At 71.9% G+C, this 11,974-nt stretch carries 11 protein-coding genes and 1 pseudogene; 5 read left to right on the plus strand and 7 right to left on the minus strand.

Annotated features, from left to right (window positions below):
• Positions 1–342: pseudogene (locus GPJ59_RS26085) on the plus strand (AfsR/SARP family transcriptional regulator); the annotation flags it as partial.
• Between the two features lie 143 nt (positions 343–485).
• On the opposite strand, the gene GPJ59_RS26090 reads toward GPJ59_RS26085, so the two are convergent.
• Complete coding sequence (locus tag GPJ59_RS26090; RefSeq protein WP_219670141.1) at positions 486–1,418, minus strand: ABC transporter ATP-binding protein; 933 nt, start codon at positions 1,416–1,418, stop codon at positions 486–488.
• A 78-nt stretch (positions 1,419–1,496) separates the two neighbouring features.
• Here GPJ59_RS26090 and GPJ59_RS26095 point away from each other — a divergent pair, with 78 nt between their 5' ends.
• The 3 genes from GPJ59_RS26095 to GPJ59_RS38930 all read left to right on the plus strand — a co-directional run bounded on the left by GPJ59_RS26095 (position 1,497) and on the right by GPJ59_RS38930 (position 3,867).
• Complete coding sequence (locus GPJ59_RS26095; protein ID WP_219670142.1) at positions 1,497–2,045, plus strand: GbsR/MarR family transcriptional regulator; 549 nt, start codon at positions 1,497–1,499, stop codon at positions 2,043–2,045.
• 172 nt (positions 2,046–2,217) lie between these two features.
• The gene (locus tag GPJ59_RS26100) at positions 2,218–3,690 is read left to right on the plus strand and encodes an AAA family ATPase (RefSeq protein ID WP_219670149.1); all 1,473 of its coding nucleotides are present in this window, start codon (positions 2,218–2,220) and stop codon (positions 3,688–3,690) included.
• 3 nt (positions 3,691–3,693) lie between these two features.
• Positions 3,694–3,867, plus strand: a complete 174-nt coding sequence (locus GPJ59_RS38930; RefSeq protein WP_219670143.1) for a DUF6193 family natural product biosynthesis protein — start codon at positions 3,694–3,696, stop codon at positions 3,865–3,867.
• Positions 3,868–3,930: 63 nt separating this feature from the next.
• On the opposite strand, the gene GPJ59_RS26110 is transcribed toward GPJ59_RS38930, so the two are convergent.
• From GPJ59_RS26110 to GPJ59_RS26135, 6 genes are all read right to left on the minus strand, one after another.
• Positions 3,931–4,770, minus strand: a complete 840-nt coding sequence (locus GPJ59_RS26110) for an NAD(P)-dependent oxidoreductase (protein WP_308120490.1) — start codon at positions 4,768–4,770, stop codon at positions 3,931–3,933.
• Positions 4,771–4,929: 159 nt separating this feature from the next.
• Positions 4,930–5,712: a helix-turn-helix domain-containing protein gene (locus GPJ59_RS26115; protein WP_219670145.1), complete on the minus strand. Its 783-nt coding sequence runs from the start codon at positions 5,710–5,712 to the stop codon at positions 4,930–4,932.
• Between the two features lie 9 nt (positions 5,713–5,721).
• Positions 5,722–5,988, minus strand: a complete 267-nt coding sequence (locus tag GPJ59_RS26120) for a hypothetical protein (RefSeq protein WP_219670146.1) — start codon at positions 5,986–5,988, stop codon at positions 5,722–5,724.
• A 670-nt stretch (positions 5,989–6,658) separates the two neighbouring features.
• A complete protein-coding gene (locus GPJ59_RS26125; RefSeq protein ID WP_219670147.1) occupies positions 6,659–7,273 on the minus strand; it encodes a DedA family protein in 615 nt (204 codons plus the stop codon).
• A 74-nt stretch (positions 7,274–7,347) separates the two neighbouring features.
• Positions 7,348–9,138 (minus strand): 3-hydroxyacyl-CoA dehydrogenase family protein, encoded by a 1,791-nt coding sequence (locus GPJ59_RS26130; RefSeq protein ID WP_219670148.1) that lies wholly within the window; start codon positions 9,136–9,138, stop codon positions 7,348–7,350.
• A complete protein-coding gene (locus GPJ59_RS26135) occupies positions 9,135–10,166 on the minus strand; it encodes a 3-oxoacyl-ACP synthase III family protein (protein ID WP_219670150.1) in 1,032 nt (343 codons plus the stop codon). Before GPJ59_RS26135 ends, GPJ59_RS26130 begins: the two co-directional genes overlap by 4 nt.
• Positions 10,167–10,558: 392 nt before the next feature.
• Between GPJ59_RS26135 and GPJ59_RS26140 the strand changes: the two genes are divergently transcribed.
• On the plus strand, positions 10,559–11,974 hold a 1,416-nt coding region (locus tag GPJ59_RS26140; protein WP_308120491.1), incomplete at its 3' end, for a beta-ketoacyl [acyl carrier protein] synthase domain-containing protein.

Genomic DNA, 11,974 nt, shown 5'->3' on the forward strand with positions numbered 1-11,974 from the left:
CGGCACCTTCTGTGGGGATTACGGGACAGGGCCGCTGACGCCGCGGCCGCCGGCGCAGCCGACCGGCTGATCGCCCCGGTTCGTCCCGCGCTCGACCGGACCCCCGGCGACCCGCGCGACCGGTACGAGGCCCAGCGGGTGCGGGCCCTGGTGCTGCTGGAGACCGAGGGCCCCGAGGCGGCCGAGCCGCACTTCGCCGCGTGCCTGGACCTGGCGGCCGGGCTGGGCGACCGCCGCCTGGAGGCGTACGCCGTGCGCTGGCTGCGCCAGGTGCGCGGCAGCGGTGCGCGCACGGAGTGGGCCGAGGTCCGGCCGGGCGTGTGGCGGCTGCCCGCCGCGTGAGCGGCCGAGGACCGAGGACCGAGGACCGAGGACCGAGGAAGGAGAGTGCCGTGCTCACGGCGTCACGTGGGGCAGGGGCGCCCCGGCCGTGGGGCCGCACGCGTGGTGACTGCCCGCTTGCGGGCGGCTGTCGCCGCCGTGTCTCAGTGGGGGTCGAGTTCCCGTGCCGGTCCGGCGGCGGGAGCCGGCTGCGGTGCGGAGCGGTAGTGGCGCAGGAAGAGCTCCTCCAGGGTCGGCGGGCGGCTGACGAGGTTGCGTACGCCGCTCCCGGTCAGCGCCTCCAGGACCGGGCCGAGCCGGTCGGGGTCCACCTGGAGCCGGACCTGGCTGCCGCGGACGTGCAGGTCGTGGACGCCGGCCAGGTCGGCCAGCCCGCCCACCGGGCCCGCCAGTTCGGCGGTGACCGAGGTGCGCGAGAGGTGGCGCAGCTGCTGGAGGGTGCCGGTCTCGACCGTGCGCCCGGCGCGGATGATGCTCACCCGGTCGCACAGCGCCTCGACCTCGCTGAGGATGTGGCTGGAGAGCAGTACGGTGCGGCCCTCGTCGGCCGCCTCGCCGACGCAGCTCTGGAAGACCTCCTCGGCCAGCGGGTCGAGGCCGGAGGTCGGCTCGTCGAGGACGAGCAGCTCGGCGTCGGAGGCGAACGCGGCGACCAGGGCCACCTTCTGGCGGTTGCCCTTGGAGTACGCCCGGCCCTTGACCGACGGGTCGAGCCCGAAGCGCTCGGACAGCTCCGCGGCGCGCCGGGGGTCGGTGCCGCCGCGCAGCCGGCCGAGGAGGGCGAGCACGTCGCGGCCGGTGAGGTTGCGCCACAGGTTCACGTCGCCGGGTACGTACGCGATCCGCTGGTGCAGGGCGACCGCGTCCCGCCACGGGTCCGCGCCGAGTACGCCGATCCGGCCGCCGTCGGCGCGCATGAGCCCCAGCAGGATGCGGATGGTCGTGGACTTGCCCGCCCCGTTGGGGCCGAGGAAGCCGTGGACCTCGCCCTGGGCGACGGTGAGGTCCAGCCCGTCGAGGGCACGGGCGCGGCCGAACGACTTGTGCAGTCCAGCAATCTCGATCGCCTTCATCATATTTCGGAAGATACTCTAGTTTCAGAATATTGTGAAGCTAGTGGAGTGCCGCCTGACGATCGATCACAGGGAGACGAAGTGGGTGCGAACGCCGGCGAAGAGCGGGAGTACGGGCAGGAAGTGTCGGCGTTCGTCGAGCGGTTCGCCGCCGACCTGGTGGCGGCGGGGGTGCCCCGGATGCCGGCGCGGGTCTTCGCCTGCCTGCTGGCCGAGGACGCCGGAGCGCTGAGCGCGGCCGAGCTGTCGCGCCGCCTCCAGGTCAGCCCGGCCGCCGTCTCGGGGGCCGTGCGCTACCTCGCGCAGGTCCACATGGTCAGCCGGGAGCGCGCCCCCGGTGAGCGCCGCGAGATCTACCGCGTGCACGCCGACGTCTGGTACGAGGCGGTGACCAGCCGGGACCAGATGCTCAACCGCTGGTCGGCCACGCTCAAGCAGGGGGTGGAGGCCCTGGGGGCGGGCACGCCCGCCGGGCTGCGCGTGGAGGAGACGGCCGACTTCTTCAGCTTCGTGAAGCTGGAACTGGACTCCCTGATGGACCGCTGGCGCACCCACCGCGACGGGTCTGCCCTCCCGAAGCGGATGGCCGCCGGGGAGCCGGTGCGGGACCGCACCGGGACCGGGACATGATGCCGCCGTACGAGTTCCTCGGCGGAGCGCGGCAGGGGCTCGGAGTGCGGAGCTGCGGGGGAGGCCGCTCGACGGCGGCAGGGTGGCATTCATGGCAGACGCACGCTGCGAGCCATCACCAGAATATAGGGGTATGGTTTATGTAAGTGTACTTCTCTATCTGGAGCAGCTCGTGGACAAGCCCGCCGAGATGTTCGACCGGGATTTCGAGTGGTCGGCGCTGAGCCGGTTCATCACCGATCCACAGCCCGGCGCGACGTTGGGGGTGGTCTCGGGGCGTCGCCGCCAGGGCAAGACGTTCCTGCTGGATGCCGCCTGTCGTGCCGCCGGGGGGTTCTATTTCGGTGCGACCGAGGCCGCCGACGCCGAGTCGCTACGACGGATCAGCGCAGCGCTGACCACCCACGTCCGCCCTTCCAGCCCCTTCCACTTCGCCAACTGGGCGGAGGCCGTCGACGCACTGCTCGCGCTCGGCGCGGAGCGGCCCGTCCCCGTGGTGATCGACGAGTTTCCGTACCTCGCCAAGGCCAACCCCGAGCTGCCTTCGATCATCCAGGAGGCGTTGCGGCCGCTGCGTGACCAGCGCACCGCCTCCCGTACCCGGCTGCTGCTGTGCGGCTCCGCGCTGTCCTTCATGGGCCGGCTGCTGTCCGGCAACGCCCCCTTGCGCGGACGGGCGGGTCTGGAACTGGTCGTCCGCCCCCTCGACCACCGCCTCGCCGCCGAGTTCTGGGACATCACCGACCCCCACCTGGCCATGAAGGTGAACGCCATCGTGGGCGGCACTCCCGCCTACCGGCGCGAGTTCGCACGCGGCGACACACCCAAGGGTCCAGACGACTTCGACGACTGGGTCGTCCGCACCGTCCTCAATCCCGAGACCCCCCTCTTCCGCGAGGCCCGCTACCTGCTGGCCGAAGAACCCGACCTCCGCGACACCGCCCTGTACCTGTCCGTCCTGGCCGCCGTCGCCGACGGCAACGCCACCCGCGGGGGCATGGCCGGCTACCTGGAACGCAAGGCCACCGACATCACCCACCCCATCAACGTCCTCGAAGACGCGGGCCTGCTCCACCGGGACGCTGATGTCTTCCGCGACAACCGCCCCACCTACCGCATCGCCGAACCGCTGATCGGCTTCTACCACGCGATCATGCGACCGGTCTGGGACCAGCTCGAACGCCCCGGCAGCGCGGCCCGGGTCTGGCAGGCAAGCCGCCGCCGCTTCGTCAGCAACGTCCTGGGACCCCATTTCGAACAGGTCTGCCGCGACTGGGCGCTGCATCACGCCGACCCCGAGCTTCTGGGCGGTCTGCCCGCCCGCGTCGGACACGGTGTCGTCCACGACCCCAAGGCCCGCACCGGCCATGAGGTCGACGTGGCGGTCGTCGGAATCGCGGATGGCGCCAAGCCGCCACTCCTGGCCATCGGAGAGGCCAAGTGGAACGACACCATGGGAGCTGCCCACATCGAACGCCTCCGGCACATCCGCGACCTCGTCACCCTGGCAGGCCGCTACGACACCACCAGCACCCGGCTCGTCTGCCTCGGCGGAGCCGGATTCAACGACAAGGCACACGCCATCGCCGAGGCCGACCCCGGCGTCCAGCTGATCGACCTGCCAACCCTCTACGGCCAGGTCTGACCCATGCCCCCGTCCCGTTGCCGGGACCTTCGTCGTCGGGCGTCGGGCGTCGGGCGGGAGCGGATCGGCGGAGCGCACACCGCCGAGGAAGCCGTCGAAATCGCTGCCGCACACCTTCCAGCAGGCTGGGGCCCCGCCGTGGACGGCAAGCCCGACATCCTCGAACCGCTCAACTGACAACTTCTCGGCCTCGGCCGCCCAGTGCACTGGGTGAACATGTGGGTCGGGCGCCTGCTGCGATCAGATGCCGGGCCTCCGCAGGTGGGCGAGGACGTCCGCGACCGACAGGTCGTACCGGTCCTTGTCCTGCTCCCAGCGCGACATCACGGTCACCGCGGCCTCGGCCATGTCCGGCGGCAGGCAGGCCGCGCGGAGCGTGTCGGCGATGTCCTGCATCTCCGGCGCCCAGCGCCAGGCGCGGGCCGCGACGCTGGGGAGGTATTCGGGGTCGGAGAGGATATCGGAGGCCATGACCTGGGCCTCTGCGGTCAGCTCCGCGCCGACGCCGTGGGCGTCGGCGAGGGCGTGGGCGACGCCGGCCAAGGTGCGGGCGGCCTTCTGGTAGCCGGCGAAGGCCATCTTGAGTGCGGAGGCGGAGCCGATGGCGCCGCTCGACCGGCGGGTGTGCAGGGCCGTGTCCTTGAACACGCCCTCCACCAGGTCGATCGCTGGGCCTGCCCCGGCCAGGTAGAGACGGGCGGTCCGGGCCCCGCCTGGAGGCGGGCCGAAGATCGCACCGTCCAGCACGGACGTCCCGGGAGCGATGGCCTCGGCGATGTGCAGCATCCGCTGCGGGTTGAGCGCGTTGGCGTCGACGTAGACACCTGCGAAGCCGTGGGCGGCGACCAGCTCCGCCACCTCTTCGGCGGCCTGCGGCGGGCACACCGACAGGACGACGGCGCTGCGTTCCAGGGCCTCCGCCAGGGTGTCGACCGGCACCGCTCCCACCGTGCGTGCCCGCTCCCGGGTGGCCTCGCTCCGGCCCGCCGGTACCCACAGCACCTCGTGTCCCGCTGCCGCCGCCTGGGCGGCGACGGCGGATCCCATGGCGCCGGGGTGCAAGACGGTCACGGTGGTCACGGGTGGCCTCCTGGCGGGAGTTCGGCGATGGTGCGTTCCTGGTGGGCAATGATCGACTCTCGCAGGCCGATCGCGACAGGCGCACCCGCACCGGGTATGCGCAGACGCCCATGGCACAAGATCCATGTCCGTCTGCGCATGTGCTCGGGACGAGGCTGGCTATGAGACGACGGTGCGCACGTGCTTGCCGAAGACTTCATAGTCGAGGGTCACGAAGGACTCGTAGAGCAGTCGGTGCCACATCTCCCCGACCTTGGATCGATCATCCAGGGAAGGAGTAGGTGATGTCAGTGCGGCGTACTTCTGCGCGTCACCATGGACAACAGAGTTCCTCAGCTGCCGCCACTTCTCCAGGCGTTCGGTTCTCGTGACAGCGAACCGCCCGGGGCCGACGACCCTGTTCCACGCATCCAGCCAGGGCTTCTGTTGCTTCTCCGGGACATTGCATGCTCGAAGAAAGGCCCGCATTTGGTCAGGGGTGGTCGGGAGTGCCTGGCGGTTGATGATCCTCGAAGCGCTGCTGAGAGCGAGCCACTCCTTACCGGCTCGGCGCTGCATCTCTCGTAGAGAGGGAGCGCCGTCTGCCTGATAGACGTTGACCAAGGCTTGGCTCAGATCTCCCTCGGTGCCGATGAGAGCAGGGCTGGGGGTAGCTCGTCTGGTGAGCCCGCGCTCAGCAACCCGAGCCCGCCGCCAGTAGGACATCCCCGCGGCAATCTCGGTACCTGTGCCGCCGCATGCCTCGATGTACTTGACGACCGTTGTTTCTGTCGGCGTCTTCTTGCCGGCTGCGGCGCGCTTCAGGGTGGCGGGTGACAGCCCGCTCCTGAGCGAAAGCTGCTCGTAGGTGAGTTCGGCTGCCGAGCGGAACTCTCGGAGCTGCGATGCGAGGTGCCCGCGCTCGGAAACCGTGTAGTCGACGGGGTTCTCAGAGCGTCCCATCAGATGCCCTCACCGGCTCACTCGGAACACCAGCTCTGCGAGCCCGGCGATCATTTTCCTTCCTCCGCTCGCCACGATGAGGACTGTGGCGCCGATGGCGCCGCAGTACGCGAGCAGAGGGTAGATCTCAGCGGCGGGCACGCCGGTGATGGCGAGGACTGTGCCGAGAACCGGGAAAGCGATCAGGCCCAGGACCATGGGGAGGGTGAGGCGGGTCGGTTCGGCCGCGGGAGATAAGGCGGATGCGGGCGTGCTGGAGCTGTTCCTGCTGGGCATGGAGGCTTCCCCTGTTCGTCGAATTGGCTGGCGAGGCGCTGGCAGGCGCCTCACCAGCTGCTACTGGCTGCAAAAGGCATGCACGCAGGGGAAGTTGGCGCTCCCCCCACGAGTGTGGTGCCGTGCCAATCATCTCAGTCCGGCGAGCACGCACAGACGTGCGCAGTGGATGATCGCCCGTTTTGGTTCACTGGCGTTCCATCCACACACGGTTGTGTGCTGGCAGGAATGGGCCAATGGACGGACAACCTTTTGCCGCCGCTGACCTGCGTGTCTTGGTCCCGATGTGCAGCTGCCGGCGCTGCCGACAGGGCTGGTAGGGGTGTTTTTCGGTCACATACACGTCTATGAGCCATCGGTTGGCTCTCGTTTGTCCAACTCGAAGTTGCTCTGCCGGGATCCTCTGACTGACGCTGAGACACAAGCCAGGCCGGATTAGGCACCGCCTGGGCAGTCCCCCTGACGCTACTGGCTGCAAACCATGCTGAAACGGGACATCGGCGGACACCGCGTTGGCGCGCGCACCGTCAGCAAGGGCCAGCACCCTCGGTGCTGGCCCTTGGTTTTTCCTCATGCGGGGCCTGGTGTGACCAGTCGTTGGAATGGCTTGCCCGGGACGACGTGCGATGGGGCGCTGTGCAGGATCCGGAGTCCAGGATTGAACGCCGGGTCACCCGTCGCTTCGCGGTGGCTTCGGGGCGGCCGGGCTGCGGCGGGTTGCCATTCGGGCGATGAGTGTGCTGACTGCGACGGTTGCGCATACCGACACGGCCAGGCCCAGCCAGGCCGTGTCGAACCAGCGGGTGCCGAGGTGGCCGAGTCCCACGAGGTAGGCCGCCCACAGCAGGCCGGCCAGGGCCGACCAGGTCAGGTGGCGCGGGCGTAGCGCGGGTGAGGTGCCCAGGGCGATGTCCAGGACGGTCCGGCCGGCGGGGACGAAGCGTGCGGCCAGGGCGACCCGGCCCATCCGGTGGGCCAGCCCGCCCTGGATCCGCTCCGTCGCCTGCCGCCAGGCCGGCCGCCGCTCCAGGCGCGCGTGGACCCAGGTGGTTCCGCGCCGCGCCAGCAGGATCAGGGCCAGGTCGCCGAGGAAGGAGGCGGCGGCAACGGCGAGGACCGGCAGCACCGGGGTGATCCGGTGCTGCGCGGTCCACGCGGACGCGGCCACCACGAGGGTGCCGCTGGGCAGCATCGGCAGGAGGGAGTCGCCGAACACCGCGGCCAGTGCGAGGGCCAGGATCCACCACGAGAGGGGGACGGTGTCGACGCTCATGTCGGGCTGCATGTATACGACTCTACCGAACATTCAGAAATTTGTGAAGTTACATAAGTCGCGGATGATCGATCCGTGTGCATCCATCAGTACGTGTGGAAGCCGCGGCCGTTCTTGCGGCCCAGGAACCCGGCGTCGACCAGGTGCTCCAGGTGCCGGGCCGGCTTCAGGGAGGGCTCCTGGAAGGAGGCGTGCAGGCTGTTCTGGATCTGCAGCGACACGTCCAGGCCGATGGTGTCGAGCAGCGTCAGCGGACCCATCGGGTAGCCGCAGCCCGCCGTCATCACCGCGTCGATGTCCCCGGCGGCCGCCCGGTGCTCCTCCAGCAGCCGCACGGAGCTGTTGAGGTACGGGAACAGCAGGGCGTTGACGATGAACCCCGCCCGGTCGTCGATGCCCACCGCGTACTTGCCCAGCCGCCCGCACACCTCGTGCACGGTGCCCAGGGTGTCCTCGGCGGTGAGCACCGTGCCGACCACCTCCACCAGGCGCATCACCGGCGCCGGGTTGAAGAAGTGCATGCCGAGCACGTCCTCGGGCCGCGAGGTGACCGCGGCGCACTCCACCACCGGCAGGCTCGACGTGGTCGTGGTCAGCACCGCACCCGGCCGGCACACCGCGTCCAGCCCCCGGAAGATCTTCCGCTTGACCGCGAGGTCCTCCGCCACCGCCTCGACCACCAGGTCGCAGTCGGCCACGGCCTCCAGCGAGTCCGCGGGCACCAGCCGCTCCAGGGCCGCCCGGCCGTCCACCGCGCTGATCTTGCCGCGCTTGATGCCGCGCTCCACCGACCCCGCCACCCGCTCCAGCGCCGCCTTCGCCCGGACGTCCGTACGCGCCACCAGCACCGTCTCGAAGCCGGACCGGGCGAACACCTCGGCGATCCCGGCCGCCATCGTGCCGGAGCCGACCACGCCCACGCGCCGCACGGGCCGCACAGGCTGCGAGGGCCGGCTCGCCGCGGCCTCGGCGGCCGCCTTCTGCGGGGCCCCCGACGGACCGTCCGGCCAGGTGTAGAAGCCGCGGCCCGCCTTCGCGCCCAGCAGACCCGCCGTCACCATGTGGTCCAGCAGCGGCGGCGGCAGGAACTGCGCCTGCCCCGTCTGCTCGTACAGCCCGCGCAGCGTGTCCCGGGCGGTGTCCAGGCCGATCAGGTCCAGGTGGGCCAGCGGGCCCAGCGGCAGGCCGCAGCCCAGCGTCATCGCCGCGTCGATGGCGTCGCGCGAGGCGTAGCGCCGTTCGTACATCGCGACGGCGCCGCCCAGGTACCCCATCAGCAGCCCGCCGCCGGTGAAGCCCGGCCGGTCGCTGGCCGGCACCGCGGTCCGGCCCAGCGCGGCCACCAGCGCCACCGCGGCCTCGCGCACCGAAGGATCGGTGACCGGGGTGGTCACCACCTCCACCGCCCCGCCCTCCGGCGCGTGCCCCACCGGGTGCAGGCCCACCGTGCGCGGCAGCCGCCCGCACGCGGCCGCCACCCGGGTCACCGACAGCGAGGTCGTCGTCGCGAACACCGCCTGCGGCGCGCACAGTCCGTGCGCCCGGCGCAGCACGTCGGCCTTCAGGGCGTGGTCCTCCGGCACCGCCTCCAGGACCAGCTCGCTGTCCGCGGCCGCCGCGAGGTCCAGCGTGTACGAGAGCCGCCCGCGCGCATCCGGCTCCCCGGCCAGCGGGCCCTCGGTGCGCTCCCGTCCCGCGGCCAGCGCGGCGGCGTCGGCCTCCACGGCCACCACCGTGACGCCCGCCCGGGCCAGCGAGCGGGCGAACGCCGAACCGACCGTGCCCAGGCCGATCACCGCCGCGGTGGCGAACGGCGGCGCGGCCAGGGGCGCTTCGGGTGCTCCGGATGATTCGGGTGATGCGGGTGATGCGGTCATGTCGAGGAGTCCTTTCGCGAGGCGGGAGCCGCCGTGCCGTCCCAGCGGACGAGCACCGTGCCCAGCGACATGCCGCCGCCGAAGCCGGCCAGCAGCAGGACGTCCCGGTCCCGGATCGACCCGGCCCGGAACGCCTCGTCCAGAGCGAGGGGAATGGAGGCGGCGCTGGTGTTGCCGTGTTCGGCGACGGTCAGGTGGGTGACCGCCCGCGGCAGGCCCAGCTGCGGCACGGTCTCGGTCAGCATCACGCCGTTGGCCTGGTGCGGGACGAAGTGGTCGACCTCGGCGGCGGACACGCCGTGCTCCGCCAGCACCTCGCGCACCGCGCGCGGCAGCTCGGCGGCCACGAACTCCCGCACCCCGCGCCCGTCCATCCGGAACCAGTGCTGGCCCTCGGCGACGGTCTTCTCGGACGCGGGCAGCCGGCTGCCGCCCGCCTCCACCCGGATCAGGTCGTGCTGGTCGCCGCGGCTGGCCAGGTGCGAGCCGATGATCCCGTACCCGGGGCGCACCGGCCCCAGGACGACGGCGCCGGCGCCGTCGCCGAACAGCACGGCGGTGCGCCGGTCCTCGCGGTCGATGATGCGGGAGTAGACGTCGGCGCCGATCACCAGCGCGTACCCGCGGACGGCCCCGTCCGCCCCGGGCAGCAGCCGGGCCGCCGACACCAGGCCGAAGACGAAGCCGCTGCACACCGAGTTGAGGTCGAAGGCGGCCGCGTTCACCGCGCCGAGCCGGTGCTGCACCAGGCAGGCGGTCGCCGGCTGCGGGGAGTCCGGCGTCGAGGTCGCCACCACGATCCAGGACAGCTCCCGCGCCGAGACGCCGGCCGCGTCCAGAGCGGCCCGCGCCGCCTCGACGGCCAGGTCGGAGGTGGCCTCGGACTCCGCCGCGTAGCGGCGCTCGCGGATTCCGGTCTTCTGCAGGATCCAGTCCTCGGTGACTCCCGCCCGTTCCGCGACGACGCGATTGGAGACTGTGTCGGCAGGCAGATATGAGCCGGTTCCCAGAATTCCTGTTGCTGTCATCATGACGGGCTCCTGACCGTGGCGGTGGTCGCGGGGATTCCCGCGGAACGCGTTCACCGCGTGGTACGTGAGTGGGACATTCCGCAATGCTTCTCGGCCCCCGTGCCTGCGGTAACCCTTGCTCCCACCCCTAGGGGCCCCTAGCAGCTCCTCGGCCCGATGACCGGCAACGGTTTTTAGCCGACCTTTAGACGTGGACGTCAGCGTCTCGACGGTCTGCATGGAATTCCCCGGTCCTCGGTCCGCCCGCGCCCCGGCGGAGTCCTGAAGACGCATCAGGCAAACAGGCGAAGGGGGAGATCGTGGCTGACCCGGTGAATTCGGCACGGCAGACGACGGCGGCTCCGGAGGCGTCCGGGACACCGGGTCGTACCACCGGGCCCACCGGGCCCATCGCGGTCATCGGCATCTCCTGCCGGTTCCCGCAGGCCGACGGACCGGCCGCGTACTGGCGGCTGCTGCGGGACGGCACCGACGCCGTCACCGAGGCGCCCGAGGGGCGCCGCGACGCCCTTCCGGCGGACGCCGGACCGGCCACCGCGCGCGGCGGCTTCCTCGACCGGGTCGACACCTTCGACGCCCGCTTCTTCGGGATCTCCCCGCGCGAGGCGGCCGCCATGGACCCGCAGCAGCGGCTCGTCCTCGAACTGGCCTGGGAGGCCCTGGAGGACGCCGGCGTCCTGCCCGCATCGCTCAAGAACAGCGGCACCGGCGTGTTCGTCGGCGCGATCTGGGACGACTACGCCGACCTCGTACGCCGCTCCGGATCCGCCGGGGCCTTCCCGCACGCCTTCACCGGGCTCAACCGCGGTGTCATCGCCAACCGGGTCTCGTACACCCTCGGCCTGCACGGCCCGAGCATGACCGTGGACACCGCCCAGTCCTCCTCGCTCGTCGCCGTCCACCTCGCCTGCCAGGCGCTGCTCTCCGGCGAGGCCGGGCTGGCGCTGGCCGGCGGCGTCAACCTGCGTGTCGCGCCCGGCAGTTCGGAGCTCACCGAGGGGTTCGGCGCGCTGTCCCCCGACGGCCGCTGCCACACCTTCGACGCCCGCGCCAACGGCTTCGTACGCGGCGAGGGCGGCGGCCTGGTGCTGCTCAAGCCGCTGGAGCGGGCGCTCGCCGACGGCGACCGGATCCACTGCGTGCTGCTCGGCAGCGCCGTCAACCACGACGGCGCCACCGACGGCCTGACCGTGCCCAGCGCGGACGTCCAGGCCCAGGTGGTCCGGCGCGCGCTGGAGGCGGCCGGCACCGATCCCGCCGAGGTGCAGTACGTCGAACTGCACGGCACCGGCACGCCCGTCGGGGACCCGGTCGAGGCCGCCGCGCTCGGCGAGGCGCTCGGCGCGGCCCGGGACGCCGCCGACCCGCTGCCGGTCGGCTCGGCCAAGACCAACATCGGGCACCTGGAGGGCGCCGCCGGCATCGCCGGCCTGATCAAGGCCGCCCTCGCCGTCGGCCACCGCACCCTGCCGGCCAGCCTGAACTTCCGCACCCCCAACCCGGCCATCGACCTCGACGCGCTGCACCTGCGCGTCCAGACCGAGGCGGGCCCGTGGCCCCACCCCGACCGCCCCCTCGTCGCGGGCGTCAGCGCCTTCGGCCTGGGCGGCACGAACTGCCACGTCCTCCTGGCGGAGTCCCCGACCGGCTCCGGCCCGGCTCCGGCCACCGCGGGCCCCACCTCGGCTGCTGCCGGTTCCGCCGCGGCCGCCGTGGAGCAGGCGGGCGCCTCCGGTGCACCCCCTTCGGGCGCCTCCCCCCCGGCCGGCGGGTGTCTTCTATCCCCACCTACTGACCCTCGAGAC

The organism is Streptomyces bambusae, assembly GCF_019400985.1.
Lineage (GTDB): Bacteria > Actinomycetota > Actinomycetes > Streptomycetales > Streptomycetaceae > Streptomyces > Streptomyces bambusae_A.